The organism is Arsenicitalea aurantiaca (assembly GCF_003994485.1).
Taxonomy (GTDB): Bacteria; Pseudomonadota; Alphaproteobacteria; order Rhizobiales; family Devosiaceae; genus Arsenicitalea; species Arsenicitalea aurantiaca.
Genome location: NZ_RZNJ01000002.1, coordinates 132,846 through 158,828 on the forward strand (window position 1 = coordinate 132,846; position 25,983 = coordinate 158,828).

Annotated in this window: 24 protein-coding genes; 11 read left to right on the forward strand and 13 right to left on the reverse strand. The window is 65.8% G+C overall.

Features of this window, described 5'->3' with window-relative positions:
- Window positions 1-723 carry an anti-sigma factor gene (locus tag EMQ25_RS04940; RefSeq protein ID WP_127187463.1) on the reverse strand — a complete coding sequence of 241 codons (723 nt, stop codon included), beginning with the start codon at window positions 721-723 and terminating at the stop codon, window positions 1-3.
- On the reverse strand, window positions 720-1,268 hold the full coding sequence (locus tag EMQ25_RS04945) for a sigma-70 family RNA polymerase sigma factor (RefSeq protein ID WP_127187464.1): 549 nt from the start codon (window positions 1,266-1,268) through the stop codon (window positions 720-722). The genes EMQ25_RS04940 and EMQ25_RS04945 overlap by 4 nt, the downstream gene beginning before the upstream one ends.
- A 180-nt stretch (window positions 1,269-1,448) precedes the next feature.
- Between EMQ25_RS04945 and EMQ25_RS04950 the strand changes: the two genes are divergently transcribed.
- A complete protein-coding gene (locus EMQ25_RS04950) occupies window positions 1,449-2,249 on the forward strand; it encodes a DUF4394 domain-containing protein (protein WP_127187465.1) in 801 nt (266 codons plus the stop codon).
- Window positions 2,250-2,389: 140 nt separating this feature from the next.
- On the opposite strand, the gene EMQ25_RS04955 is transcribed toward EMQ25_RS04950, so the two are convergent.
- The 6 genes from EMQ25_RS04955 to EMQ25_RS04980 form a co-directional block, all read right to left on the reverse strand.
- A complete protein-coding gene (locus EMQ25_RS04955) occupies window positions 2,390-3,397 on the reverse strand; it encodes an ABC transporter ATP-binding protein (RefSeq protein ID WP_127187466.1) in 1,008 nt (335 codons plus the stop codon).
- A gap of 10 nt (window positions 3,398-3,407) precedes the next feature.
- A complete protein-coding gene (locus EMQ25_RS04960; protein WP_127187467.1) occupies window positions 3,408-4,463 on the reverse strand; it encodes a Gfo/Idh/MocA family protein in 1,056 nt (351 codons plus the stop codon).
- Window positions 4,460-5,299 (reverse strand): carbohydrate ABC transporter permease, encoded by an 840-nt coding sequence (locus tag EMQ25_RS04965; RefSeq protein WP_127187468.1) that lies wholly within the window; start codon window positions 5,297-5,299, stop codon window positions 4,460-4,462. The genes EMQ25_RS04960 and EMQ25_RS04965 overlap by 4 nt, the downstream gene beginning before the upstream one ends.
- Window positions 5,299-6,234 (reverse strand): carbohydrate ABC transporter permease, encoded by a 936-nt coding sequence (locus EMQ25_RS04970; RefSeq protein WP_127187469.1) that lies wholly within the window; start codon window positions 6,232-6,234, stop codon window positions 5,299-5,301. Before EMQ25_RS04970 ends, EMQ25_RS04965 begins: the two co-directional genes overlap by 1 nt.
- Before the next feature lie 71 nt (window positions 6,235-6,305).
- Entirely contained in the window at window positions 6,306-7,577 is a 1,272-nt protein-coding gene (locus tag EMQ25_RS04975) for an ABC transporter substrate-binding protein (RefSeq protein ID WP_192895634.1), read from the reverse strand.
- Between the two features lie 63 nt (window positions 7,578-7,640).
- Window positions 7,641-8,591, reverse strand: a complete 951-nt coding sequence (locus tag EMQ25_RS04980; protein ID WP_192895635.1) for an N-acetylmuramic acid 6-phosphate etherase — start codon at window positions 8,589-8,591, stop codon at window positions 7,641-7,643.
- 247 nt (window positions 8,592-8,838) lie between these two features.
- Here EMQ25_RS04980 and EMQ25_RS04985 point away from each other — a divergent pair, with 247 nt between their 5' ends.
- The 3 genes from EMQ25_RS04985 to nagA are packed head-to-tail and all read left to right on the forward strand — an operon-like array spanning window position 8,839 to window position 11,803.
- The gene (locus tag EMQ25_RS04985) at window positions 8,839-9,621 is read left to right on the forward strand and encodes a GntR family transcriptional regulator (RefSeq protein WP_244606492.1); all 783 of its coding nucleotides are present in this window, start codon (window positions 8,839-8,841) and stop codon (window positions 9,619-9,621) included.
- Window positions 9,618-10,646: an SIS domain-containing protein gene (locus EMQ25_RS04990; protein WP_192895636.1), complete on the forward strand. Its 1,029-nt coding sequence runs from the start codon at window positions 9,618-9,620 to the stop codon at window positions 10,644-10,646. Before EMQ25_RS04985 ends, EMQ25_RS04990 begins: the two co-directional genes overlap by 4 nt.
- Window positions 10,643-11,803 (forward strand): N-acetylglucosamine-6-phosphate deacetylase, encoded by a 1,161-nt coding sequence (nagA, locus tag EMQ25_RS04995; RefSeq protein WP_127187471.1) that lies wholly within the window; start codon window positions 10,643-10,645, stop codon window positions 11,801-11,803. Before EMQ25_RS04990 ends, nagA begins: the two co-directional genes overlap by 4 nt.
- 537 nt (window positions 11,804-12,340) lie before the next feature.
- Here the strand turns inward: nagA and EMQ25_RS05000 are convergent.
- Entirely contained in the window at window positions 12,341-13,084 is a 744-nt protein-coding gene (locus EMQ25_RS05000) for an SDR family oxidoreductase (RefSeq protein ID WP_127187472.1), read from the reverse strand.
- Window positions 13,085-13,486: 402 nt separating this feature from the next.
- Between EMQ25_RS05000 and EMQ25_RS05005 the strand changes: the two genes are divergently transcribed.
- Entirely contained in the window at window positions 13,487-15,022 is a 1,536-nt protein-coding gene (locus EMQ25_RS05005; protein ID WP_127187473.1) for a hypothetical protein, read from the forward strand.
- Between the two features lie 344 nt (window positions 15,023-15,366).
- The gene (locus EMQ25_RS05010) at window positions 15,367-16,290 is read left to right on the forward strand and encodes an OmpA family protein (RefSeq protein WP_158625960.1); all 924 of its coding nucleotides are present in this window, start codon (window positions 15,367-15,369) and stop codon (window positions 16,288-16,290) included.
- Window positions 16,291-16,294: 4 nt separating this feature from the next.
- Here EMQ25_RS05010 and EMQ25_RS05015 read toward each other — a convergent pair whose 3' ends face one another.
- Together EMQ25_RS05015 and EMQ25_RS05020 are read right to left on the reverse strand one after the other, a co-directional pair.
- Window positions 16,295-17,236 (reverse strand): alpha/beta fold hydrolase, encoded by a 942-nt coding sequence (locus tag EMQ25_RS05015; protein WP_127187475.1) that lies wholly within the window; start codon window positions 17,234-17,236, stop codon window positions 16,295-16,297.
- Between the two features lie 42 nt (window positions 17,237-17,278).
- The gene (locus tag EMQ25_RS05020; RefSeq protein ID WP_127187476.1) at window positions 17,279-19,570 is read right to left on the reverse strand and encodes a lytic transglycosylase domain-containing protein; all 2,292 of its coding nucleotides are present in this window, start codon (window positions 19,568-19,570) and stop codon (window positions 17,279-17,281) included.
- 293 nt (window positions 19,571-19,863) lie between these two features.
- Between EMQ25_RS05020 and dapA the strand changes: the two genes are divergently transcribed.
- Together dapA and smpB are read left to right on the forward strand one after the other, a co-directional pair.
- On the forward strand, window positions 19,864-20,739 hold the full coding sequence (dapA, locus tag EMQ25_RS05025; protein ID WP_127187477.1) for a 4-hydroxy-tetrahydrodipicolinate synthase: 876 nt from the start codon (window positions 19,864-19,866) through the stop codon (window positions 20,737-20,739).
- A gap of 5 nt (window positions 20,740-20,744) precedes the next feature.
- Complete coding sequence (smpB, locus tag EMQ25_RS05030) at window positions 20,745-21,227, forward strand: SsrA-binding protein SmpB (RefSeq protein ID WP_127187478.1); 483 nt, start codon at window positions 20,745-20,747, stop codon at window positions 21,225-21,227.
- 6 nt (window positions 21,228-21,233) lie between these two features.
- Here the strand turns inward: smpB and EMQ25_RS05035 are convergent, their stop codons facing one another.
- Both EMQ25_RS05035 and EMQ25_RS05040 read right to left on the reverse strand, forming a co-directional pair.
- Complete coding sequence (locus EMQ25_RS05035; protein WP_204569896.1) at window positions 21,234-21,875, reverse strand: uracil-DNA glycosylase; 642 nt, start codon at window positions 21,873-21,875, stop codon at window positions 21,234-21,236.
- A 26-nt stretch (window positions 21,876-21,901) separates the two neighbouring features.
- On the reverse strand, window positions 21,902-22,471 hold the full coding sequence (locus EMQ25_RS05040) for a LabA-like NYN domain-containing protein (protein WP_244606493.1): 570 nt from the start codon (window positions 22,469-22,471) through the stop codon (window positions 21,902-21,904).
- 281 nt (window positions 22,472-22,752) lie between these two features.
- Between EMQ25_RS05040 and rpoZ the strand changes: the two genes are divergently transcribed.
- The 3 genes from rpoZ (at window position 22,753) to acpS (ending at window position 25,922) form a co-directional block, all read left to right on the forward strand.
- On the forward strand, window positions 22,753-23,121 hold the full coding sequence (rpoZ, locus tag EMQ25_RS05045; protein ID WP_127187481.1) for a DNA-directed RNA polymerase subunit omega: 369 nt from the start codon (window positions 22,753-22,755) through the stop codon (window positions 23,119-23,121).
- A 105-nt stretch (window positions 23,122-23,226) separates the two neighbouring features.
- A complete protein-coding gene (locus EMQ25_RS05050; RefSeq protein ID WP_127187482.1) occupies window positions 23,227-25,506 on the forward strand; it encodes a RelA/SpoT family protein in 2,280 nt (759 codons plus the stop codon).
- Entirely contained in the window at window positions 25,503-25,922 is a 420-nt protein-coding gene (gene acpS / locus EMQ25_RS05055; RefSeq protein WP_127187483.1) for a holo-ACP synthase, read from the forward strand. Before EMQ25_RS05050 ends, acpS begins: the two co-directional genes overlap by 4 nt.
- The last annotated feature ends 61 nt before the right edge of the window (window positions 25,923-25,983 follow it).

Sequence of the window (25,983 nt, forward strand, 5' to 3'; positions counted from 1 at the left end):
TCAGAGCACCGGAACCCGCGCAAAGCCCTTGACGAGGATCGGCCCGGTGGGCCGCCCGGTGGGCGATGCGGGCGCATCTTCCAAGGTAATTTCGTAGAGCTGCCCGGCATCGGGCAGGGGCAGGTTGGGCCCGCTCAGCGTCGCGCGCTGTGCCTGCGGCAGCTGGCCGAGCGAGACCGGGCCGGTGTCCGCATCCGGCAGGGTCCACACTTCGAGCACCTTGCCTTCGGGAACGACGAAGTTTTCGAGCGAGACGATGTTGACGCTGTCGTCTCCGAACGCCTCAACGATGGCGCCGGGGCTCCCGTCGGCCTCGTTGACGAGCACCGCGATCACGACCGGATCGCGCGGACCGAGCCCGGTGCCCTGGCCGCCGGCGAAATAGCCGACCGCAGCCGCAACGATGAGGCTGGCTGCCATCAGCGCTGCCTGGCGCCCGACGAATCCGCCGCGTCGACGCGCGGCCGCGGGCGGGAAGGGCGTGACCCGACCCAGTTGCGGGGTCGCGCCGAGCCGTGTTTCGATCTGGGCCCAAAGTCCCTCGGGCACGGCTTCCGGCAGGGCGGTGTCATCGAGCGCGGACATCTGTCCGGCGAGCCGGTCGACGCGCGCACGAAGACCGGCGTCGCGCAGCATCTCGGCCTCGAACGCGTCGCGCGCGTCTGCTTCCATCGTCCCGAGCACATAGCCGGTGATCCGGTCCATCTCGTCATTGGTGCTCACGCCATGCACTCCTGAAGGGCGCTCATGCCGCGGCGTATCCAGGCCTTGACCGTGCCGAGGGGTGCGTCGAGCTTCGCGGCCACTTCGCCATGGCTCATTCCGACGACATAGCAGAGGAGGATCGAGCGTCGCTTGGTCTCGTCGAGCCGGGACAGGCAGGCCTTGAGGGCGTCGCGGTCGGGCAGGCGATCATAGGCGTCATGCGCATCCCCGACGCGATCACCAAGCGCCTCGAGCGTCTCGCCGTCATGATGATCGACCCGCGCGCCGTCTCTCAGCATGTTGAGCGACCTGTTGCGCACGATCGTCGTGAGCCACGCCCGCGCATTGCCGCGTTCCGGATCGAACTGGGCCGCGCGTTGCCATGCGGTCACAAAGCTCTCCTGAACCACTTCTTCGGCAAGATCGGTGCGCCGGACGATCCTGCGGGATACCGCCATCATCCGCGGCGCTTCGCTTCTGAACAGCATTTCGAGCGCCTGCCGGTCGCCCTTCGCCACTCTGGCCATCCATGCGTTGGCCTCGTCGGCCGTTCTGTCCAGCATGCGGTGTCCTCGTTCCTGTCACGGTCGGATTACACGCGGTAAGCCCCGATCGATGCAACTTAAAAAAATATTCGGTGCCGGTGCATCCAGATGCACGACCCCGCGGGTAGTCCCTTCGTAACGAGGCGAAACGGGCCCCCGCCCGACCCGCCGGCAACAAAAAGAACTGAGGAGATACCCATGCCCCGCTTTACCCATACCCTCAAGACGACCCTGCTCGCCGGTGCTGGTGCCCTGGCACTCACGTCGGCCGCTCTCGCTGCTCCTGCAGTCGGCCTTACCGGCAACAACACGCTCGTCTGGTTCGACACCGAAACCCTCGAAGTCTCGGGCACCGTGAACCTTGATGGCGTCGATGTCCTGCACGGCTTCGACATCCGTCCGGCCGACAACATGCTTTACGGCATCACCTCCGACCAGCGCATCGTGACCATCGATTGGGAGACCGGCGCGACCACCGACGTCTCGACCATCACCGAGACCATTCCGGACGGCGCCAGCGCCATGGTCGACTTCAACCCGGTCGCCGACCGCCTGCGTTTCATGGGCTCGGATGGCACTAATCTTCGCCTCAACGTCGACACCGGCGAGACGCTTGTCGATGGCGATCTGAATTTCGCTGAAGGCGATGCAAACGCCGATGCGGCCGATTCCATGGTCGTGGCGACCGCCTACATCAACTCGATCGGCACCCCTGAGGCGACCGCCCAGTACGACATCGATGCCGGTCTCGGTATCCTTCTTCAGCAGACAGCTCCGAATGACGGCGTAATCGAGACCCGTGGTGATCTCGGCGTCTCCGGCGAGACCTATGGCTTCGACATCAAGGCGATGGCCGAGGGCGACAACACCGCCTATCTCGTCGTCGATTCGACGCTCTACACGGTCGATCTCGAGTCCGGCGCTACCACCGAGCTCGGCGCTCTTGCCGGCTATGACGGCTTTGAGGCAGGCCTGCGCGACATCGCCATTCTCCCGTAAGCCGGGCGATCAGCGCGCAAGAAGGGCCGGGGTGGCAACACCCCGGCCCTTTTCTTTGTCTGCGATGTCCTGGTCCAGCCAGCGCTGCGCGCACGGACAGACGGGACGGGGCCGGTGACGGCGCGGAGAAGTGGAGCGACCTACACCGCGGCGATCGTCCGCCCCTCGGCGTCGAACCGATAGAGGTGCCTTGGCTCCGCCGAGGCGAAGAGTTCGGTGCCCGGCGCATGGTGGACTTCGCCAAAGACGCGGGCCGTGATCAGCCCGGAGGCCTTGGTTTCGAGATAGAGGTTGGTGTCTGCCCCCAGATGCTCGATATGGACGAGCCGTCCGGCCCAGTCTCCGGCTTCGGTGCTGATCGAGAGATGTTCCGGCCGCACCCCGATCGTCGTGGCCCCGCCCTGGCCTGAAGTGTCGGCCGGCAGGAAATTCATCTGAGGCGAGCCGATGAAGCCGGCGACAAACATGTTGGCCGGCTTGTTGTAGAGTTCCATGGGCGAGCCGACCTGCTCGATCCGCCCTCCATTGAGCACCACGATCTTGTCCGCCAGCGTCATCGCTTCGACCTGGTCGTGGGTGACGTAGACCATGGTGGCCGAGAGCTCGCGGTGGAGCCTGGCGATCTCGAGACGCGTGTTGACGCGGAGCGCCGCATCGAGATTGGAGAGCGGCTCGTCAAAGAGAAAGAGCGTCGGTTCGCGGACGATGGCCCGGCCGATGGCGACGCGCTGGCGCTGCCCGCCAGACAGTTCGGCCGGCCTGCGCTTCAGATATTGGTCGAGCGAGAGCATGGAGGACGCCTTGCCGACCCTCGCCTCGATTTCGGCCGCTGGCGTGCCCGCCTGCTTCAGACCCAGCGCCATGTTGTCCTTGACGCTCAGATGCGGATAGAGCGCGTAGGTCTGGAAGACCATGGCGATGCCGCGCTTGGCCGGCGGGGTGGCATTGACCAGCTGGTCACCGATGAAGACCTTGCCGCCGCTCGCATCCTCGAGGCCGGCAATGATGCGGAGAAGGGTCGACTTTCCGCAGCCCGAAGGTCCGACGAAAATGACGAACTCGCCATCTTCCACCGTGAGGTCGATGCCGTGCAGCACCTGGGTGCCGCCAAAGGCCTTTGTGACGTTCTCGAGTCTGAGCGCGGTCATGCCGTTTCCCTCACAAATCCACCGCGCGACCTTCGCGGGCGCTGGTCTCCGCTGCGATCACGATCTCGAGCGAGCGCACCGCGTCTTCATTGTGGCGCGAAAGATCGAGGTCCTCGCGAATGGCCTTCAGCATGAACGCCTGCTCGCGCGCACAGAGCGCATCGTGCCCCGGCTCGTCCTCGGTTGAATACCACTGGTCCTCGCGCGCAAAGCTGCCGTCCGCCTTGAGGGCCGCGTGGTGCACCTTGATCCGCGCGGTGCGCGTATGGGTATCCATGTCCGCGCTCTTGGCGCCTTCGTCCATGACGATCGAAACCGCCCCGTTCGGGCTCATCACGTCTTTGACGAAGAACGCGGTCTCGGAAATCATCGGGCCCCAGCCGGCCTCGTACCAGCCCACTGAGCCGTCTTCGTAGAGCACCTGCAAATGGCCGTAATTGACCTGGTTCTCGGCGATCTCGCTCGAGAGCCGCACGCCCATGCCGCGCACCTGCACCGGCCGCGCATCGGTGATCTGGCACATCACGTCGACATAATGCACCCCGCAATCGACCAGCGGCGAAGTGTTCTCCATCAGCCGCTTGTGGGTCATCCACTCCTTGCCGGCCGATTGCTGGTTGAGGTTCATGCGCATCACATAGGGCGGGCCGAGTTCCCGCGCCTTGGCGATGAAATCGATCCAGGAGGGGTGGTGACGCAGGATGTAGCCGATCACGAGCTTGCGATTGTGGCGGCGCGCGGCGTCGACCACTGCCCGGGCGTCCTCCACATTGGCCGCGATAGGCTTTTCGAGAAACACATGCGCACCCGCTTCCATCGCGGCAATCGCATATTCCGCATGGGTATCGGTATAGGTGTTGATCGAGGCGAGATCGGGCTTGGTCTCGGCCAGCGCTGCGTGGAAATCGGTGAAATGTGGATAGTCCCCGAGACCCTCGGGCACGGAGCCGCCACGGCTCACCAGCCCCACGATCTCGTAGCCCGGCTCGTTGTGATAGGCGAGGGCGTGCGAGCGCCCCATATTGCCGAGGCCCGCGACGAGGACCCGGATCGGTTTTTCGCTCATTTGACGGCTCCGGAGGTGATCCCGCGGATGAGCTGGCGCGAGAAGATGAGATAGAGGACGAGAACGGGAACGATGGCGAGGCTCAGTGCCGCCAGCACAGCGTTCCAGTTGGTGACGAACTGGCCGATGAACATCTGAGCGCCCAGCGTCACCGTCTTGGTGGATTCGCCCGGCGCCAGGATCAGCGGGAACCAGAGATCGTTCCAGATGGGGATCATCGTGAAGACCGCGACGGTAGCGAGCGCGGGCCGCACCAGCGGCAGCACCAGGCGGAAGAAGATCTTGTATTCCGATAGCCCGTCTATCCGGCCTGCATTCTTGAGGTCGTCGGAGACCGTGCGCATGAATTCCGAAAGGATGAAGATCGCCAGGGGCAGGCCTTGCGCCGTGTAGACGAGGATCAGGGCGGTCAGCGTGTTGACGAGGCCCGAAGCGACCATCATCTGCAGGATCGCAACCGTCCCCAGCCGGATCGGGATCATGATCCCGAGCGCTAGATAGAGCCCCATCAGCGTGTTGCCCTTGAACCGGTATTCCGAAAGGGCAAACGCCGCCATTGCTCCGAACAGCAGAACGCAGATGAGCGATGCGACCGTCACGATCATGGAGTTCTGGAAGTAGAGCAGGAAATTGCCCTGGCTCGTCACCGTCTCGAACCCGATCATGGAGAAGGTCTCCGCATTCGGAAGCGCGAGCGGTTCGTTGAAGATCGCGCGCCGGTTCTTGAAGGCGTTGACGACCACGACGAAGACCGGGAAGAGCGCGATCAGCGTATAAGTCAGCAGCACCGCATGGGCGGCGATGGTACGGGGCAGGGAGGACCGTGCGGCGCGCATCAGAACTGGTACCTCCGCAGGCGCGTCTGGATCGCGAAGAGGTAGATCGAAACCCCGACCAGAATGATCAGGAACATCATGGTCGCGATGGTCGAGCCCATATTGATGTCGCCCTGCTGCAGCTGGAAGCCGAAGAAGGTGCGATAGAGCAGCGTGCCGAGGAGATCAGTGGAGAAATTGGGTCCGGCCTGCGCACCCTGGCTCACATAGATGAGGTCGAACGCGTTGAAATTACCGACGAAGGTCAGGATCGAGATGATGCCGATGGTCGGCAAGATCAGCGGCAGCTGGATCTTGAAGAACTGGCTGAAACCGGTGAGACCATCCATCTCGGCCGCCTCGATCACCTCGTCGGGGATCGAGAGCAACGCCGCATAGATCAGCATCATCGGGATGCCGACGAACTGCCAGACCGAAACCAGCGCCAGCGTGGTCAGCGCTGCGCCTTCCTGCCCGAGCCATGGCGCAAAGAGCGAGCGCAGCCCGATGGCGTCGAGCATGTTGGGCGCGATGCCCCAGAGCGGCGACAGGATCAGCTTCCACACGAACCCCACGATCACGAAGGAGAGGATGGTGGGGATGAAGATCGCCGTGCGGTAGAACCCCCTCAGGCGCAGCGAGGGGTTGGACAGGATCGCCGCCAGCACCACGCCGATCGGGTTCTGCACCAGCATGTGGATGATGAAGAACCAGGTGTTGTTCCAGAGTGCGTTCCAGAAGCTTGCCGCCCATCGCGGATCGCCGAAAAGCACCATGAAATTGGCGAGCCCTACGAAGGTTCGCTGACCGCCCACAGTGTTGAACAGGGACTGGAAGAGCGTCGAGAACAGCGGGATGATCATGATGGCGGTGTAGACCAGCACCGCCGGTGCCAGGAATACCGCGATATGCCAGCGGCGCGCACGCCTTTGCACCGGTTCGGCGTCGACCGCCATGATGATGACCCCCTCGTATTGAGTGCGATCCGGGCGGTCGCTCCGCCCGGATCGGGTTTATGCCTGGCCGATCAGTCGGCGAACATGCCCGGCGTGTACCAGCTCTCGAGGCCCGACTGGATCGCCGCTGCGGCGTCCTCGGGGGTCTCGGCGCCCGACAGCACGTTGGAGGCGTGCAGCCAGTTCTCGTTCTCGAGGTTCGGCGTGCCGCGCGAGAGGATCTGGTAGGTCGGCCGGATGGTCGACTCGCAGGTCTCGCGCCAGGAAACGAATTCGTTCGCAAGCGGGTTGTCGAGCGTCACGGGCTCGCTGGAGAGCGCGAAGAAGCCCGGCAGAGCGTTGGAATAGAGCGAAGCGAATTCGCTCGATGCCACCCAGTTGAGGAAGGTGCGGGCGGCCTCGGGATTGGCAGTGTTGGCGTTCATGCCGATGCCGATATCGGTATGGTCCGAAATATAGCAGGTGTCGCCTTCAGCGGGCACCGGGGGTGGGAAGGCGCCGAGGGCGAAGTCGGCCTGCTCCTCGAACAGCGCGATTTCCCACGAGCCGGCCGGGAAGATCGCCGCGCGGCCGAGCGTGAAGAGGTTCTGGCTGTCGGGATAGGTCTGTGCCTGATACCCGTCGCCGGCATATTCGCCCCAGCGGGCAAGTACGCGAAGCGGCTCGACCCATTCCTCGTCGGTGAACTTGGCTTCGCCGGCGATGAGAGCCTGGCGGCCTTCTTCGCCTGCCCAGTATGCTGGGCCGATGTTGTGATAGCCCATCGAGGCGGATTCCCACTGATCCACCGACCCGATCGCGAGCGGGATGTAGGTCCCGTCGGCTTCGATCGCGTCGAGGACCGCGAAGAACTCTTCGGTGGTCGTCGGCTCTTCGAGGCCAAGCTCGGCAAAGGCGTCGGCGTTGTAGATGAACCCGTGAATCACCGAAGCCATCGGCACGCAGAAGGTCTGAGCGCCATCGTCGGTCGACCAGGCGGACTTCGCCACGTCCGAGAAATTGGCGATGCCTTCAAGATCGGAAAGGTCGGCCAGATAGCCGTCCTGATAGAGAGCCAGCGAAGCGTCGAATGGCCGACAGGTGATGATGTCGCCCGCCGAGCCAGCCTCGAGCTTTGCGTTGAGAGCGGCGTTGTATTCCGTCGGCGCGGACGGATTGAACTGCACGCGGATGCCCGGGTGGGCTGCCTCGAAGGCAGGGATCAGCGTCTGCTGCCAGATGGTCAGGTCGTCATTGCGCCAGCTTTCGATGGTCAGCGTAACGTCCTGCGCGTAGGCGCCGCCCGTGCCCGCTGCGATCGCGAGCGCGGCGCTCGCCAGCATCAGTCTCTTCTGCAATACCATGTCGCATCCTCTCTGTTGTCGTTTACGGGCGCCGTTGGCGTCCCGTGCCTGCCCTGGCGCCGGTCACCGGCCGGAAAGCCGGTCGAGTGCCCTTCGCAAATTGTCGCCAGTCTCCTCGAGCAGCGCGCGGGCGCCATCCGGCCCCTCCGCACCCGCCGCAACGAGAATTGCCGTTTTCACCGCCCCACCCGTGCGCGAAAGCGCTTCGCGAGCGGCCTTATCGTCGACGCGGGCGATCTGCCCGATCATGCGCGCGGCCCGCGCCCGCAATTTGTCATTGTCCGCGGTGACGTTGACCATCATGCCGTCATGGACGTGGCCGAGCCGGACGCCCATCAGCGTGGATATCATGTTGAGGGCCGCCTTCTGCGCCGTCCCGGCGCCCATCCGGGTCGAGCCCGCGATGACCTCAGCGCCGGTCTCGAGAAGCACCTGCACGTCTCCGGAGGCAAATAGCGGGCATCCCGCATTGCTGGCGATCGCGACGGTTTTGGCGCCCGCGGCCTTTGCGGCCGCCAGACCGGCAACGGTAAACGGCGTCGAACCGCTCGCGGAGATCCCGAGGACGCAGTCCGCCGGTCCTAAGGCGGCGTCGGCCACAGCCCTCTCGGCTGCGGCGCCATCATCCTCTTCGGCGCCCGTCAGATTGTGGAAGATCGCATCTCCACCGGCAAAGATCAGCACGATCCGGTTGCGGGGGACGCCATAGGTCTGCGGGATTTCAAGAGCATCGCCAAGCGAGACGAGGGCCGGGCTGCCTGAGGCGAGATAGACGAGGCGCCCGCCTCCACTAATCGCGTCAGCTGCAAGCCCGGCGGCTGCCGCGATGGCGGGGAGGGTAGCGCCGACAGCCGCGATGGCGCGCTGCTGGCCGTGAAGGATTGCCGAAAGAATCTGCGCGTCTGCCCAGGTGTCGAGGCCGGCATACCCGGCAGCTCCGGCCTCGGTGCTCGCGAGCCCCGTGGGCTGCGTCGCCGATCGAGCGTTTTCCGGAGCATATCCAGTTTTGGGCATCGCAATCTCCTCTGCGTACATTAATGCCAAAAAAATACCACTTGTCTAGGCGGTCACGCAGACCGGCGGGGACATCTCTATCGTTTCGCACGGCGGTTTGCGGGGATTGAGGGTTGTGGGGCGGCGATCATTGCGTCCCCGAAGATTCAGGCTTGGTAAATGGCATGTGATTGGTATTATGACGGCCGAGGAGCCAGCCCATGCCGTCTTGCAGCCTGACATCGCTCGTCCTGCACGAGGTCGCGTCGTGAGCGAAGCGGCGCATACGCTTTTCGGCGACGACCCGGTGGCCTTGCCGGCCGGCGGGCCGCTTTACCTGCAATTGCGGCGCTGGATCGAGGGCGCCGTGCGCTCGGGCGCCATCCGCCCCGGCGAGGCACTGCCCTCGGAGCGGGACCTTGCCGGCAAGTTTGATCTTTCCCGTGTCACAGTGCGCAAGGCCGTGCAGTCCTTGGTCGCCGATGGCGTGCTGGTTCAGCGCCATGGCTCTGGCACATTCGTTGCCCCGGCGGCGCACCGCGTGGAGCAATCGCTTTCCGAGCTCACTTCCTTTGCCGAGGACATGGCGCGGCGTGGCATGGACGTCCGCTCGGTCTGGCTGGACCGGGGGCTTTATCCGCCATCGCCCGAGGAGATCATGGTGCTGGGCCTGTCGACCGGCGATCAGGTCGCCCGCATCGCGCGCCTGCGTATCTCCGACGACATGCCGCTGGCGATCGAGCGCGCGGCGCTCTCCGCCCGGATTCTGCCCGATCCCGAGGCAGTGGGCCGCTCGCTCTACGCCCATCTGGAGCGCAGCGGCAGCCGGCCCGTCCGCGCCATCCAGCGTCTGCGCGCCGCCGGGATCCCGCCCGAGGATGCCGAGCTTCTCGGCCTCGCACCCGGCACGCCCGCGCTCCAGATCGAGCGCACCTCCTATCTCGGCTCAGGCCGCGTGATCGAGTTCACCCGCTCCATTTATCGGGGCGATACCTATGATTTTGTTGCCGAATTGCGCATCGGCGACCCAGCCTCAGGCCTCGCCCGATGACCGAACAGACCCATATGCGACGCGAGATCAGCGAGTGCGCCGATGCCGCCCGCCGCTTTCTGAGCGAGGGCGCGGAGGCCGTCACCGCTGCCGGCGCCGCCCTCAGGGAAAAGGATCCGCTCTTTTTCGTCACCATTGCCCGCGGCTCGTCCGACCACGCCGCATCCTTCCTCAAATATGCGATCGAATTGACATCCGGCCTGCCCGTCGCATCGCTCGGGCCGTCGCTCGGGTCGATCTACAAGCGCGACCTGCGGCTCGGGCGGGCGGCGGGGATCGCCATCTCGCAATCGGGCGGCAGCCCCGACATCGTGGCGATGACCGAGGCCGTCCGCCGCGGCGGTGCGCTGACGATCGCGCTGACCAATACCCCCGGCTCGCCGATGACGAAGAAGGCCGACCACACCCTCGACATCGCCGCTGGCGTCGAAAAAAGCGTTGCCGCAACAAAGACTTTCGTCAATTCGGTGGTGGCGGGGCTGGCCCTTCTCGCCGCCTGGAGGCAGGACGACGACCTGCGCAAGGCGCTGGAAACGCTGCCCGATGCGCTGGCCAAAGCGGTCGATTGCGACTGGAGCGCGCTGGTCACCGCGCTCGACGGGCATCAGTCGCTCTACGTATTGGGGCGGGGTCCCTCGGCTGCAATTGCTGCAGAAGCTGCGTTAAAATTTAAGGAAACTTGCAGCATTCATGCAGAAAGTTACAGCGCCGCCGAGGTGCTGCACGGCCCCGCCCGGATCGTCGAGGGCGGATACCCGATTCTGGCGCTTGCCGCGCGCGATGCAGCCGAGGATTCGGTGGTGGCGATCGCCGAGCAACTCGCGGGGCAGGGGGGCGTCGCCTTCGTCACCTCCGAGCACGCCCGCGCCGCCCACAGATTGCCCTTCGCGCCTTCGGGCCATCCGCTGACCGATGCGCTGGTGCTCGTCGTCTCGTTCTACCGCTTCATCGAAGCGCTGTCGCGCCATCGCGGCTTCGACCCGGATCGCCCGCCCTTCCTCAACAAGCTGACGCTGACCCGATGAGCACGCTCCTGGCGCTGACCGGCGCGACGATCTTCGATGGCGAGCTTATGCACCACCGCTCGGCGCTGCTCGTGCGCGATGGTGTCGTCGAAGGGCTGGCCGCCGCCGATTCGCCCCTTGCCGCCGAGCGCGTGGCCTTCGATGGCGGGCTGATCGTCCCCGGCTTCCTCGATCTGCAGGTCAATGGCGGGGGCGGCGCGCTGTTCAACGCCGATCCGACCCCCCGGACCATCGCCACCCTCTGCGATACCTTTGCGAAAACCGGCACCACCGGCCTCCTGCCGACCCTCGTCACCGACACGCCCGAAACCACCGCCCTCGCCATTGCCGCCGGCATTGCGGTGGCCGAAGCCGGGGATCCCCGCTTCCTCGGGCTGCATCTGGAGGGCCCGCATCTCTCCGTTGCGCGCAAGGGTGCGCATGATCCCGCGCTGATCCGGCCGATGACCGACGCCGACGAGGCAGCCCTGATCGCGGCCCGGCGCAGACTGCCGGCGCTTCTCGTCACGCTCGCGCCCGAAACCGTCCCGCCCGAGCGCATCGCGCGCCTGGCTTCGGCCGGCGTTACCGTATCGCTCGGTCATTCGGACGCACCCTATGCGCTGGCGCGTGCGGCTGCCGAGGCGGGCGCCGGGCTCGTCACCCATCTTTTCAACGCGATGAGCCAGCTCGGCCATCGCGAGCCCGGCCTTGTCGGGGCGGCGCTCGATTCTCCCGCCCTCCATGCCGGGCTCATCGCCGACGGCATCCACGTCCACCCCGCTGCGATTCGTACCGCGCTTGCGGCAAAGGCGGCGGGGCCGGGGCGCATCTTCCTTGTCACCGATGCCATGTCCCCCACCGGCACCGACCAGCGCCGCTTCATCCTCAACGGCCGCGAGGTCCATCGCGCCGATGGCGCCCTGCGGCTCGCCGACGGCACGCTGGCGGGCGCGGACCTCACCATGATCGATGCGGTGCGCTTCATGGTCGAGGGCGTCGGCCTCGACCTGCCCGAGGCCCTGCGCATGGCCAGCCTCCACCCCGCCACCGCCCTCGGCATCGCCCCCCATCGCGGCCACCTCCAAAAAGGCGCCCGCGCCGATTTCATCCACCTCTCCGATGGCCTGGCCTGCCGGTCCACCTGGGTGGGCGGCACGCGGGTGTGGGGGGAGTAGGGGTTTCAGCCGCGCCATCTCAGTCCCCTCATCCGGCGCTGCGCGCCACCTTCTCCCACAAGGGGAGAAGGGGGACGACTGCGGGCATTGGGGAGGGTGAGGAAGCGGGGAGCGGCGAGACGATCTTCCCCGTCAATCTCTCAGTCGGGATCCCCTCTCCCCTTGTGGGAGAGGGTGGATCGCGCGAAGCACGAGACGGGTGAGGGGACTGCGGTCTGGCGGTCCCTTCGTGATCGTCCCGCGCCATCTCAGTCCCCTCATCCGGCGCTGCGCGCCACCTTCTCCCACAAGGGGAGAAGGATGACGACTGCGGGCTTTGGGGGGTGTTCGGTCCGAACTGCAGGCCTCACACCCTATCTCTCAGTCGGGCCTCCCTCTCCCCTTGTGGGAGAGGGTGGATCGCGCGAAGCGCGAGACGGGTGAGGGGACTGCGATCTGGCGGGCCGTCAGTGATCGTCCCGCCTCATCTCAGTCCCCTCATCCGGCGCTGCGCGCCACCTTCTCCCACAAGGGGAGAAGGAGGACGCCCCCCACCCCTCACCCCCGGCCAATATACGGCATGCCGCTCGCCATTACGGTGATGAACTGCACGTTGGCCTCGAGCGGCAGGCTGCCCATGTAGACGACGGCGTCCACCACGTGCTTGACGTCGAAGGTCGGCTCCGGGCGCATCTGGCCGTCGGCCTGGAGCGAGCCCGAGCTCATGCCCGAGGTCATGTCGGTGGCGGCGTTGCCGATATCGATCTGCCCGCAGGCGATGCGGTGGGCGCGCCCGTCGAGCGAGATCTGCCGGGTGAGCCCGGTGATGGCGTGCTTGGTGGCGGTGTAGGGCGCGGCGCCGGGGCGCGGCACATAGGCCGAGATCGACCCGTTATTGATGATGCGCCCGCCCTGCGGATCCTGATCGCGCATGGCGCGATAGGCCTCGCGCGCGACGTAGAAGGCGCCATTGAGGTTGACGTTCACCGCCTCCTGCCAGGCCCCGACGTCCACATCGCCGAAATTGCGCGCGGGGGTGAACATGCCCGCATTGTTGAAGACGAGGTCGACCCGCCCCAGTTCGCTCCGCACCGCCGAAAAGAAGCCGGCGACCGCCTCGGGGTCCGTCACGTCGCAGGCGCGGGCGAATCCGCCGCCCGCCATTTCGAGCGTCTTTTCGAGCTCCGCCTGCCGCCGCCCCAGAATCGCGATGGTCCATCCGGCCTTCGCAAGCCCGAGCGCGCTCGCCCGCCCGATGCCCGAGCTCGCCCCCGTGATCACCGCTATCTTCCTGTCCGTCATCGCTGCCTCCTGCTGCGTCCTTGATGGCGGCTATATGGAGGCGGCTTTCGGGCAGCGGCAAGGCCGGCTCGGCCCGCCCCGGTACGCCCGAGGGGAAACCCGCGCGAAAAAAGCCCGGAAATCCCGGCATCTTAACGGCTCGTCAGCAAAGCTTAACGGGAGGTAAACAAACCTGTGCTGAATCTGCAACATCCACCTCGCAACCATATTCCTGCCGCCTCCAAACCCCCTTTGTCCGGTTGCGGCGGGTGCGGTTGTGGCTATGGTTGGTCTTGCGAATCCATGCATGGGATCGTTTGTCGGTCGCAGCGCGACGACAACGCACACTGCAAGGTGTGGTCGCGCTACGACAAACCGCCGGATCAACCCGGTTACCAAGATGACTGACTTTGGAGGTCAACAATGAAAATCAGGAGCCTTCTTCTGGGTTCTGTTGCAGCAGCTGGTCTTTCGACCGGCGCATATGCTGCCGATCTCGGCGTTCTCACGTCGCTCGACGTTTGCGATGCCCTGGGCCTGTCCGGCCTGACCATCTCGTCCGACACCAACTGCCTGCAGATCACCGGCGGCGTGAACTATCAGTTCGAGTGGGGTGACTGGCGCGGTGAAACACCGGTCCACTTCGGCCCGAACGGCAACGTGAACATCATCACGCCCGATTACGCGACCTTCTACGGCGAAGACGCGAACCTCGATTGGGACAGCGAGATCGAAGCCTGGCTCCGTGTCGTCGCGACCGCTGACAGCGATTTTGGTCCGGCCCGCGCCGTGATCGGTCTGCGTCAGTTCGAGCACGTCCGTGCCCGCAATGGCGGCTTCACCGGCACGGGTGTTGTCGGCACCGGCGCTGGCTACGTTGGCCCCGGCTTCGGCCCTTCGAGCGATGATCCGATCTTCGTCCGTGGCGGCGACGATATGCCTCTGCAGTTCGACGAAGCCTATGTCTCCGTCGGCGACTCGACCGTCCTCATGGCCGGCCTGAAGCGTCACGGCATCAATGGCTCGATCGCCAATATCGGTGACGACGCTGGCTTCGGCTGGGTGCAGCCCTTCGTGTCCTCGCAGTGGACCGGTGGCGGCGTCGGCGTCGAAGGCGGCAAGGACGATCCGCGCTTCGGTGGCGCTTCGATCCAGGTCGTTTCCGATCTCGGCAATGGTCTCTCGGTTGGCGCAGCTCTCGAAAACATCGATGGCGGCACCTCGGGCGTCTCCCCGACCTTCCCGGGCAACCCGGCTCTCGCCGGCACCGCAGTCGGTGTCGTCAGCTACGCTGGTGACGGCATCACCGCTCACGTCACCGGCGCTGCCTTCGGCATCCTCGATGGCGACGTCAATGGCTGGCTCGTCCATGCCGGCGCGACCGCTTCGTTCGACATGTTCCGCATCCGCGGCGCTGTTGCTTTCGAAGATTTCACCTCCGACGTGTTCGGCGTTGCGCTCGACCGCAGCCGCGTGAACGCTCTCGCCAGCGTCGAAGCGACCCTCGACATCTTCACCCTTGCCCTCACCGGCGAGTACTATGATGAAGAAGGTGCGGACTCGACCACTGATGACCCGATCTACGGCCTCGCGGTCAATGGCGGCTTCAACGTCACCGACGGCATCGCTCTGAACCTGGCTGGTCGCTGGGTCCACAACGAGAACCAGGTCGGCGCTGAAGACACCTACCACGTCGCAGCCCAGCTCGTTGCTTCGGTTACCGAGACCATCAAGCTCACCGGTGAAGTCGGTGGCTACTTCAACGATGGCGGCTTTGCCGCGGCCGATGTGACCGGCGATGGTTTCATCACTACCAGCACCACCGACGACGCCATCTACTACGGTGCTCTCGAGGCAGCCTGGACCCCGGGCGGCAACTTCTCGACCTCCATCAAGGGCGAAGTGTTCAGCACGGAAGCCTACCGCGCGACCTTCAAGGCTTCGAAGTCCTTCGAATAAGCCTTTGGGTTACGACTTTGGGAAAGGCCCGGCTCACGCCGGGCCTTTTCTTTTGCCCCGCCGCCTGCCGCCCCGGCGCGTGCGGCGGGACCATACTCCCACCATCCAACATTGCCGGGCGCGTCCCCGGCAATCCAGCGTGGGGCGTGGACCACCGGGACAAGCCCGGTGGTGACGGGCGCGCGATAGACACCGACCGAGATCGCCGCGCGGTCGAACACGCCAAATTGCATGGGCCGAGGCTGGCCAGGGGGGCGCGGGGCCAGTATGCGGGGGGCAGGGTCCGTCGCGCGGGGCGATTCGGGCCGGTCGCCGATTCCGGGGGAAGCACAACCGAGATGCCCATGCGCCTGTCCATCCACCACGCCATGGCCTCTCTGGCCGGCCTCGCCTGTCTTGCCGCCATCCCCGCCAATGCCCAGGCGCCCGATCCGGCGCGGCCCGTGCCCGCCTTCATCGGCAATGTGACCGATGGCGCGCTCGTCCCGCTGCCCGGCACGCCCGCGCTCGCCGTCGCAGCGCCCGAGGCGCCCGTCGCCACCCCGCGCGAAAAGCCCGAAACCTTCCTCTTTTCGGCAAGTCGCACGCCGGGCCATCCGGTGGAGTTCGCGGGCAGCGTGCCGTCGCCCGAGGCCGCGCGGTTCCTCGGCTCCGTCGCCGGGGCCGATGCGTCGGTGCTCGGGGTGGCCCAGGGTTTTCCCGCCGATTTCGCCACCCCCGCCGCCGCGGGCCTCCGCGCGCTATCGGGCCTCGCCGTGGGCGAGCTCGGCTTTGACGGGGAATATTGGTGGCTCTCGGGCGATGCGATCGGGGAGGAGGGGCGCGACGCCGTCACCGGCGCCATCGCATCCTTGCGCACTGCATCGCTCTGGACCGCCGAGATCGGCCTCGCGAGCGAAGCCGAAGTGTGCCTGCAAAAGCTCGTCGCCTTCGCCTCGCGCAACGACATCCTCTTCCAGTCCGGCAGCGCGCGGATCACCGATGGTTCGAACGCCGCGCTCGACGAGCTTGCGGGCTATCTCGCCGTCTGCCCCAATACCGCGATCCATGTCGAGGGCCACACCGACAGCGACGGGGCCGAGGATCTGAACCTCGCCCTTTCTGTCTCCCGCGCCGAGGCGGTCGTCTCCGCCCTCGTCGAGCGCGGCATTCCGCTGCAGCGGCTCTATGCGGTCGGCTATGGGGAATCCCTGCCCATCGCACCCAACGATACGCCCGCCAACAAGCAGGCCAACCGCCGCATCGCCTTCTCGCTCGCCGAGAACTAGGCGCTCAGCGCCGCCGGCCCCGGCCGACGGCGATATCCTGCACGAAATGGACGATCGGGGTCACGTCGTCGGCATGCGCCATGAGCGCGGGCGAGCCCTGGCCGTCGATGACGAAGGCGGCAGCGTCCTCGCGCCGGCGCATCATTTCCTCGAAGGTCTCGCGGCGCAATTGCTGGGTCAGCTGGGTGCGCATCATCAGCATGGGCGCATGGTCGAGCGCGTGAAAGAGCCCCCATTGGGGCACGAGCACGTCGTCATGCTCGAAGGGCTCGAGCAGCTTCAGCAGGTGCGGATCAAAGAGCGCGCGGGTCCGCCCCCGGCGGTCGCTGAAATGCGTGCGCTCGCCCAGCCGGTCGAGCTGGGTGTCGGCGAGCCCGGGATAGTCTGGCGTCAGCATGCGCCGCAGCATCACCCGGAGCCCGGCCGCGCCCTTGATGGTCGCGATCTCGGCGAGGTTGTTGCGCAGCCGCACGAGCCCGCGCGAATCCGTCACCGGCCCGGCATCGACGAGCACCGTGCCCGCAATCACGGTCGGCCGCTGCGCGCCGAGCGCCATCAGCACCTGCCCGCCATAGCCCTGGCCGAACCAGATCGCCCGCTCGATGCCGAGTGCCGAAGCGATCGCGGAAAGCGCATGCGCATCATTGGGCGAGGCATAGGCCTGCCGGTCGATCCGGTCCGTCGAGCGCCCGCGCCCGAGCAGGTCGACCAGCACCACCGGCCAGTCCTCACGCATCAGACGCTGGAAATAGGTGGTGAACTCGGCAAAGTCGCTCATGTTGCGCTGATAGCCGGGCACGCAGATCACCGGCAGCCGATCGCCGGTCAGCCGGCCCGAGACATGCACCGCCATCCGCTCGGCGGCGGGGCCGACGGTGAAGTGCTCCACCGGCAGGCCGGCGAAGGCACGATAATCGTCCGGCACTGTGCGGCGGCGTCCGAGCATGGCACTGGCTCATAGCAGAGCCAGCGGCGCGCACAAACGATTTCAGGCGTGCGGAATGCGCCGCAGGGCCTGCTTGATGTCGATCGGCTCGCTGCCGAGCCGCGCCCGGTAGACGAGATAATTGCCCAGAACCCGCTGCACGTATTTGCGCGTCTCCTGGAAGGGGATGAGCTCGACCCAGACGACGGGGTCCACGCCCGACGTGCGCGGATCGCCATAGGCGCGGATCCAGCGATTGGCGTTGCCGGCCCCGGCATTGTAAGCCGCCGCCGCCAGCACCAGCGAGCCCTGGTAGCGGTCGAGCTGCGCCTTGAGATAGGTCGAGCCGAGCAGCGCGTTATAGGCCGGGTCGCTGGTCAGCCGGCTCTGGGAATAGGGCAGGCCCACCCGCTCAGCGGTTTCACGCGCCGTCCCCGGCATCAACTGCATCAGCCCGCGCGCCCCGGCATGGGACACCGCATCGACCTGGAAGAGGCTTTCCTGCTTGGTGACGGCGTAAACGGCGGCCTTGTCCACCGAGGCGAGCTTCACGTTCGCCGGAATGCCGGCTTCGGGGAAGCTGAAATCATCGAGCGGCACGCCCTTGCGCTCGGCCCCGTCCGCAATGGCGATGGCGAGATTGGCCGCGCCCAGCGTCTGGGCGAGCTCTGCGGCCAGCGCCAGCTGCGGACCGTCCTCGAGCCCATCGGCGAACCCGCGCAGCAGCGTCGTCGCCCAGGTGCGATGGCCGTTTTCGGCGAGAAGCCGGACGCCGCGCACGACGTCCCGCCCGTCAAAGGCGAGCTGGCTCGCCCTGAGGTCGGGGATCTCGCGAAGCTGCACGGCCGGCAGGCCGAGTTCGCTCCGCGCCAGCTGACCGTAATAGACGGTGTGGAAATGCGCCGCCTTGGCGAAGGCGGCATCGGCGCCGTCGGCATCGCCCAGCTGCTGGCGCGCGCGCCCCAGCCAGTAATTGGCCTGGGTGATGCTGTCGGGCAGGGTGGCGTATTCGTCTTGGATCGCGAAATGGCGAGCGGCCGCCTCGGGATCCTTGAGATAGTTGAGCGCCAGCCAGCCCGCGAGGAACTGGGATTCAACGACCCGGCCGGCAGGCCCGGAATCGAAATTGGCGATCGCCTTGTAGGCCCGCTCCGCATCCCCGGCATTGAGCAGGCGTCGCGCGAGATCGCGCTGGGCAAAGCCCCACTCGGTGGCCGCCGGACGCTCGCCCTCGACCCGCCCGAACCAGGTGATCGCCTGGTCGGTCAGATTGGCCTGCAAGGCGCGTTGCGCGCGCGAGAGGATGTAGAGCGGATGATCGTGCCAGCGCGCATCGAGCGCATCGAGCAATTGCCGTGCGTTCTTCTCCTTGCGCGAAACCGCGTTCCGCGCCTCCATCAGTGCCTTCTGCTCTGCTGTGAAGTGCTCGGCGAGCCGCTCGGCGCCCTGCGCCCGATCGAGCGCCATGAGGAAGACGGCGCGGTCCCAATGGTCGTCGGCGGTGAGCAGGCCGCCGAGCGCACCGAGCACGCGGCGTTCGCCCGCCTGGTCGAGCGTGTTCTCGGTCCAGATGGTCCGGGCGATCTCCCTTGCGCGCGCCTCGTCGCCGCGCGCCTCGAATGCACGGGCAAGCGCGATCTGCGCTTCGAGCGTATTGGGGAAGCCATCGCCAAGCTCTGCGATCAGCGCGTCATGATCGGCGCGGCCGCGCGTCATGGCCTGCTCGATCCGCGTGCGGAAGCTGGTCGAGGTGAACTCCGGCGCGCCGTCGCGGAAGGCGAGGACCTCGCGATAGTCGATCGCGCCTGCGCCATACTGGATAGCGGCCCATTGCACCGTGCGCCGCTCCGCCGGATCGGTCAGCCGCTGGGCAAAGGCGAAGGCCTCGGCGTGCTTGCCATCGTCGAGCAGTTCGAGCGCTTCGGCGAAGCGTTCGGAGCCCTTGGCCGGCGCCGTTGCGCGATCGATGGCCTCGAGAGCGGCATCGACGCGCGCGGGCTGGGCCGCATAGCCGAGCGAACCGGTCACGATCGGGTCGGTCGCAAAATCGATTGCGGCCGTGGTGACCCGAACTTCTGCCTCGGGAGGATAGACGCCCGACACCAGATGGTCCGCGCTCGGGACGATCGGATCGGGATCGGGGAGGGCCGCCGAGCGCTCGGGCTTTGCCTGCACCGGGCCGAGATCAGTGCCGGTCACCGCGGGCGCAGCCGGCTCGATCACGGCCGTCGCCGTGACGGGGCGCTCGCCATTCTGGCCGACGAACAGCATCAGCACGCCCCCGGCGGTCAGGGTCAATGCGGCTGCCATCACGCCGGTGGCAATGGTGCCCGGCTTGCGGTTCATCGGAAACATAAACACTATCCTGTTGGTCCCAGAGACTAGTCCAACAAGGTGCCCCCACCCTTGCGGTTAACCAAAGCTTGCCACCTTAGGGTGAACATATGGTTTCCGCGTCGGTCCTTGCAGTTGCGGTGAGACAGGCACGCCTTGTCGCCACCGACAGCGCAATCTATGTTTTCCAATCATGGCGCTTCGATGATAAGGCAGGCACTCGCCGCGTGACGCTTCGGTGACGGGCGCAGAAACGACAACGACAACACCATGCCCGCGCCGGCCAAGGCGCGGTACGCCAAGAGGACACCCAGATGCTGAGAGGCTCGATCACCGCACTCCTCACCCCCTTTGCCGATGGGGTGGTGGATGAAAAAGCGTTCGAGCGCTTCGTCGACTGGCAGATCGCCGAAGGCAGCCATGGTCTCGTCCCGGTCGGCACCACGGGCGAAAGCCCGACCGTGAGCCATGAAGAGCACCGGCGGGTGGTCGAGATCTGCGTCAAGACGACGGCGGGCCGGGTGCCCGTTATCGCCGGTGCAGGGTCCAATTCCACCGCAGAGGCGGTTTCACTCGCCCGGTTCGCCGAGGAGATCGGCGCCGATGCGGTGCTCTCGGTCGTGCCCTATTACAACAAGCCCAATCAGGAGGGGCTCTTCCAGCACTTCTCGGCCGTGGCCGCGGCGACCTCGCTGCCCATCGTTCTGTACAACGTGCCGGGCCGCACCATTGCCGATATCGGCGTCGAGACCGTCGCGCGGCTGCGCGATGCGCATACCAACGTCGTCGCAATCAAGGATGCGACCGCGAGCATGGAGCGCGTCAGCCTCGAACGCTCGCGGCTCGGCGAGGATTTCATCCTGCTGTCGGGCGAAGACATGACGGCGCTGGGCTTCAACGCCCATGGCGGGCATGGCTGCATCTCGGTCACCTCCAATGTGGCGCCGGCGCTCTGCGCGCAATTCCAGAACGCCTGCCAGCAGGGGAATTTCGCCGCCGCCCTCGAAATCCAGGACAAGCTCGTGCCGCTGCACAAGGCCCTCTTCATCGAGCCCAACCCGACGGGCGTGAAGTATGCCGCAGCAAAGCTCGGGCTCTGCCAAGCCGAGCTGCGCCTGCCGCTGGTGCCGATCGCGCGCGAGACCGAGCAGGCCATCGACGCTGCGCTCGCCCATGCGGGCCTCGTCTAGCCGCCATGCCCCAGCACGAACGCAAATCGCTGATCAGCCACGGGCAGGTCGCCGAAAACCGGCGGGCGCGCTTTGACTACGAGATCCTCGACACCATCGAGGCCGGCATCGTGTTGACCGGCACAGAAGTGAAATCGCTGCGCCAGGGCCAGGCGCAGATCGCCGAATCCTACGCCTCGCCCGAGCGCGGCGAACTCTGGCTGATCAACGCCCATATTCCGGAATATCTGCAGGCCAACCGCTTCAACCATGAAGAGCGCCGCCCGCGAAAACTGCTCGTGAACCGCAAGGATCTCTCCCGGCTTCAGGCGGACGTCGCCCGCAGCGGCAACACGATCGTGCCGCTGAAGCTCTATTTCAACGATCGCGGGATCGCCAAGATGCTGCTCGGCATCGCCAAGGGCAAGAAGAACTACGACAAGCGCGAGACCGAAAAGAAGCGGGACTGGAACCGCGAAAAGGCGCGCCTGATGAAGGCGCACGGCTAGCGCCCGTCATCCCGCGCGGGCGGCCTCGGCGGCCCGTCCGACCACATCTTCGAACATCTCTGTCGTCAGCACGCCCGTATTGGTGTTGTAGCGCGAGCAGTGATAGCTGTCGAAAAGCCGCCGCCCGTCGCTGAGCCTGTGCTCCGCGCCATGTCCGAACGGGTAGCGCGATCGCTTTTCCCCGAGCGCGGACAAGAGCGTGTCATGGGCGATCCGACCAAGCGCGAGGAGCACCGGCGCTTCGGCATGCTGCTCGAGCGTTGCGGTCAGAAACTGGCGGCAGGTGACGATCTCCGGGCCGGTCGGCTTGTTCTGCGGGGGCACGCACCGCACCCCGTTGACGATCAGCACGCCGGTCAGCTCGAGTCCATCATCGGGCCTTTGCGCATAATGGCCCTCGGCAAGCCCGAACTTCCCGAGCGTCGCATAGAGAAGGTCGCCCGCGTAGTCGCCGGTGAACGGGCGGCCGGTGCGGTTTGCGCCCTTGAGGCCCGGGGCGAGACCGACGATCAGCAGACGCGGCGCGGCATCGCCCCAATTGGGCACGGGCGCATTGAAGAAATCCGGATAGAGCCGGCGGTTCTCGGCGCGAAACGCAGCGAGCCGCGGACAAAGCGGGCAGTCGGGAGGCGGATTTACGGAAGGCAAGGGCAGGCCTGAAGAGGAGGATTCGATCAGTCCTGATCCTCTGTGGTCGGCGCGGGCCGGTCAACCGCATGTGTGCGCCCGACCGTCTTTGCGAGGGTCGCAACCTCGAGAAAGAAATCGGCCTGGCGCCGCAGATCGTCAGCGATCATCGGGGTCGGCGTGGTGAGCGTCGAGGCGACGGTCACGCGCTTGCCCTTGCGCTGGAGGGCGGCGACGAGGGCGGTGAAATCGCCATTGCCCGAAAAGAGCACCAGATGATCGAAATAGGGCGCCATTTCCAGCGCATCCACGGTCATCTCGATGTCCATGTTGCCCTTGATCTTCCGACGCCCGGCCGAATCGGTGAACTCCTTTGCGGGCTTGGTGATCACCGAGAAGCCGTTGTAGTCGAGCCAGTCGATGAGCGGCCGGATCGAAGAGTATTCCTGGTCCTCCACGAGCGCGGTGTAATAATAGGCGCGCAGCAGATAGGCCTTGCCCTGAAACTCGGCCAGCAGGCGGCGATAGTCGATGTCGGTGCCGATTGCCTTGGCGGTCGCGTAGAGATTGGCCCCGTCAATGAACAGGACGATCTTTTCGCGCGGATCTATGGCCACGATTGTGCTCCCGGCGGGCATTGCGGTGACGCGGGTGCAGCGAAATGCCCCACGAGAGCGGGGCGCGCAGGTTCGGCAGGCTGGAATGCCCCTTTCAGCGGGCCGAACACATGCTCAACGCGCCTCCATTGTGGCGTTGTGATGACGTTCGCCATCCCCCGCAGGGGGGAGGCGCGCAAAGAAACGCCGCGTCGGAAGGTCAAGGGCGCCCGTACGGGTTGAATCGTTGCAGGGTCTCGTGTATGCACCGCATTTGATCCCCACAGGAATTGGAGACGTACGTGGCCCGCGTCACCGTTGAAGACTGCATTGAAAAGATCGACAACCGCTTCGATCTGGTTCTGCTCGCGGCCCATCGCGCGCGCATGATCTCCGCCGGTACCGAGATCACCGTGTCGCGCGACAACGACAAGAACCCCGTCGTTGCGCTGCGCGAGATCGGCGACGGCACCATTTCGCCCGAAGATCTGCGCGAGGACCTGATCCACAGCCTGCAGAAATATGTCGAAGTCGACGAGCCCGAGCGTCATGCCGCGCCGCTGCTCGAGGGCAGCACGGGCGATGATCCGGACACCTTCGACACCATGAGCGAGGACGAGCTCCTCCGCGGTATCGAGAGCCTCGCGCCGCCCGAACGCCGCGACGATTGATCCGGGGAAGAAAACCCCTATATCCTTGAGGCGTCCGGCCGTGTCGGGCGCCTTTCTCTTTTCGTTGCGAAGCTTTACCGCGCCGCAGGGAGCGCGACCAAGCCCATGATGCGTCAGTTCGAACTCGTCGAGCGGGTCCAGGCCTACAACCCCAATACCGACGAGGCGCTGCTCAACAAGGCCTATGTGTATGCCATGCAGAAGCATGGCACGCAGAAGCGCGCATCCGGCGACCCCTATTTCGCCCATCCGCTCGAAGTGGCCGCGATCCTCACGGACCTCAAGCTCGACGACGCGACGATTGCGACGGCGCTGCTGCACGACACGATCGAGGACACCGACGCGACGCGGGCCGAAATCGATCAGCTTTTCGGCTCGGAGATAGGGGCGATCGTCGAGGGGCTGACCAAGATCGATCGGCTCAACCTCGTCTCGCGCGAAGAGGCGCAGGCCGAGAACCTGCGCAAGCTGCTGCTGGCGATCTCAGCGGACATCCGGGTGTTGCTCGTCAAGCTGGCGGACCGGCTGCACAACATGCGGACGCTCGATTTCGTGCCGCCCGAGAAGCGCCGCCGGATCGCTGCCGAGACGATGGATATCTATGCGCCGCTGGCCGGCCGCATGGGCATGCAGGACATGCGCTCCGAACTCGAGGACCTCGCTTTCAAGGCCCTCCAGCCCGACAATTACAAGGCCATCACCGACCGGCTGTCGGAGATGAAGTCCGAATTCGCAGACACCATCAAGACGATCCGCGAGGAGCTGAAGGCGCGACTCGCGGCCGAGAACATCGACGCCCATGTCTATGCGCGGGTGAAGTCGCCCTGGTCGATCTTCACCAAGATCGAACGCAAGTCGATCGCGCTCGAGCAGCTCTCGGACATCATCGGCTTCCGGATCATCGTGCCGACCGTGGCCGAATGCTATCGGACGCTCGGGGTCGTGCACACCAACTGGAAGGTCGTGCCGGGCCGGTTCAAGGATTACATTTCGGTCCCCAAGCACAATGACTACCGTTCGATCCACACGACGATCGTGGGCCTCGGGCGGCAGCGTGCCGAATTGCAGATCCGCACCGAGGAGATGCACCGGATTGCAGAATTCGGCATCGCGGCGCACGCTCTCTACAAGGAGGGCGCTTCGACGGACGTCGAGAGGCTCGAAAGCGAAAGCAAGGCGTTTCTCTGGCTGCGCTCGACGATCGCACACCTCACGGCGGGCGCCTCGAGCGAGGATTTCCTCGAATATACCAAGCTCGAGCTCTTCCAGGACCAGGTGTTCTGCTTTACCCCGCGCGGACGGCTGATCGCGCTGCCCCGGGGCGCAACGCCGATCGACATGGCCTACGCGCTTCATACCGACATCGGGGATACGTGCGTCGGGGCCAAGATCAACGGCGCGATCAAGCCCCTGGTCACCCAGCTTCACTCGGGCGATGAAGTCGAGATCATCCGCGACCAGAACCATCGCCCGCCCAGCAATTGGGAAAACATTGCCGCGACCGGCAAGGCGCGCGCCGCCATCCGCCGGGCCGTACGCCAAGCCGCGCAGCAGCGGGCCGTCGCGCTGGGCGAACACATGCTCAGCCTTTCGCTCGAGCGCGAGGATACGACGCTAGAAGACCGCGAGATCAAGGCGCTTGTCGAAAAGCTCGGGCACCCTGGCCGGCGCGAGCTGATGCTGGCCATCGGCGAGGGCAAGATCGGCTCCGAAGCACTCGAAGAAGCGATCCAGGACGTCAAGGGGCTGCGCCGGCGCAAGCGCAAGAAGCTGGAGCTGCCGGTCGCCGACAAGGCGGAAGGCTGGTTCGCCCTCCGCTCGACATCGCTCTTCAAGTTTCGCGTGCCGGGCGGGCAGCGGGAAGGCGTCGCGGCCAAGGCGGCGCTCGCCGAACTCGAATTCAATACGCCCGTGCGGATTTCCCATGAGGGGGTCGTGCCCGGCGATCGGCTCGTCGGCATCATGCGGCCGGGCAAGCCCATAACGGTCTATCCCATCCATTCGGATGCGCTCATCGAGCTGCATGATTCCGACGTCGCCTGGATGGATGTGCGCTGGGACGTGACGGCGAGCCAGAACCGCTACCACAAATGCATCATCTCCATGCTGGCGGTGAACCGTGCCGGCACGCTGGGGCAGGTGGCGACCACGATTGCCGCCAATGACGCGAACATCCACAACGTGTCGATGCGCATGGCGTCCCCCGACTTCCACAAGCTCATCTTCGAGATCGAGGTGCGCGATGTCGGCCAGCTCAACGACGTGCTGAATGCGCTCAAGCTGATCAACGGGCTCTCCAGCGTCCGGCGCGCGACGGTCTCGGAAGCCGATGCGATCTCCGTGCTCGAATGGGGACAGCCCGAAAGCGAAAAGGTACCAGCATGATCGTCGGTCTCGGGAATGATCTGTGCGAGATCGCGCGCGTCGAGCGCACGCTCGCCCGCTATGGGGAGCGCTTCACGCATCGCTGCTTCACCGAGACCGAGCGGATCAAATCCGACCGTCGTGCCGCGCGTGCCGCCTCCTATGCCAAGCGCTTTGCGGCCAAGGAAGCGTGCGCCAAGGCGCTCGGTACCGGCCTCAGCCAGGGCGTCTACTGGCGGGATCTGGGGGTGGTGAACCTGCCCTCGGGCAAGCCCACGATGAAGCTGACCAACGGGGCCGCGGCGGCGCTGGCGCGGCTTCTTCCGCCTGGCCATGTGCCCCTCATCCACATCACCATCACCGATGATGGCGGCATGGCTCAGGCCTTCGTGATCATCGAGGCGCTGCCGGTTGACCGCGCGCCTGCGCTGGCTTAACCACTCGGCGAGCTAGGCGCGGGGCTTTCCGCGCACATATCGGCCTTTTCGGTCAACAGGA

Excerpts from the sequence above, each read along its gene's own strand:
- EMQ25_RS04945 (WP_127187464.1), bottom strand. The coding sequence starts at position 1,268 with ATGCTGGACAGAACGGCCGACGAGGCCAACGCATGGATGGCCAGAGTG.
- EMQ25_RS04950 (WP_127187465.1), top strand. The coding sequence starts at position 1,449 with ATGCCCCGCTTTACCCATACCCTCAAGACGACCCTGCTCGCCGGTGCT.
- EMQ25_RS04955 (WP_127187466.1), bottom strand. The coding sequence starts at position 3,397 with ATGACCGCGCTCAGACTCGAGAACGTCACAAAGGCCTTTGGCGGCACC.
- EMQ25_RS04960 (WP_127187467.1), bottom strand. The coding sequence starts at position 4,463 with ATGAGCGAAAAACCGATCCGGGTCCTCGTCGCGGGCCTCGGCAATATG.
- EMQ25_RS04965 (WP_127187468.1), bottom strand. The coding sequence starts at position 5,299 with ATGCGCGCCGCACGGTCCTCCCTGCCCCGTACCATCGCCGCCCATGCG.
- EMQ25_RS04970 (WP_127187469.1), bottom strand. The coding sequence starts at position 6,234 with ATGGCGGTCGACGCCGAACCGGTGCAAAGGCGTGCGCGCCGCTGGCAT.
- EMQ25_RS04975 (WP_192895634.1), bottom strand. The coding sequence starts at position 7,577 with ATGGTATTGCAGAAGAGACTGATGCTGGCGAGCGCCGCGCTCGCGATC.
- EMQ25_RS04980 (WP_192895635.1), bottom strand. The coding sequence starts at position 8,591 with ATGCCCAAAACTGGATATGCTCCGGAAAACGCTCGATCGGCGACGCAG.
- EMQ25_RS04990 (WP_192895636.1), top strand. The coding sequence starts at position 9,618 with ATGACCGAACAGACCCATATGCGACGCGAGATCAGCGAGTGCGCCGAT.
- nagA (WP_127187471.1), top strand. The coding sequence starts at position 10,643 with ATGAGCACGCTCCTGGCGCTGACCGGCGCGACGATCTTCGATGGCGAG.
- EMQ25_RS05000 (WP_127187472.1), bottom strand. The coding sequence starts at position 13,084 with ATGACGGACAGGAAGATAGCGGTGATCACGGGGGCGAGCTCGGGCATC.
- EMQ25_RS05005 (WP_127187473.1), top strand. The coding sequence starts at position 13,487 with ATGAAAATCAGGAGCCTTCTTCTGGGTTCTGTTGCAGCAGCTGGTCTT.
- EMQ25_RS05010 (WP_158625960.1), top strand. The coding sequence starts at position 15,367 with ATGCGCCTGTCCATCCACCACGCCATGGCCTCTCTGGCCGGCCTCGCC.
- EMQ25_RS05015 (WP_127187475.1), bottom strand. The coding sequence starts at position 17,236 with ATGCTCGGACGCCGCCGCACAGTGCCGGACGATTATCGTGCCTTCGCC.
- EMQ25_RS05020 (WP_127187476.1), bottom strand. The coding sequence starts at position 19,570 with ATGTTTCCGATGAACCGCAAGCCGGGCACCATTGCCACCGGCGTGATG.
- dapA (WP_127187477.1), top strand. The coding sequence starts at position 19,864 with ATGCTGAGAGGCTCGATCACCGCACTCCTCACCCCCTTTGCCGATGGG.
- smpB (WP_127187478.1), top strand. The coding sequence starts at position 20,745 with ATGCCCCAGCACGAACGCAAATCGCTGATCAGCCACGGGCAGGTCGCC.
- EMQ25_RS05050 (WP_127187482.1), top strand. The coding sequence starts at position 23,227 with ATGATGCGTCAGTTCGAACTCGTCGAGCGGGTCCAGGCCTACAACCCC.
- acpS (WP_127187483.1), top strand. The coding sequence starts at position 25,503 with ATGATCGTCGGTCTCGGGAATGATCTGTGCGAGATCGCGCGCGTCGAG.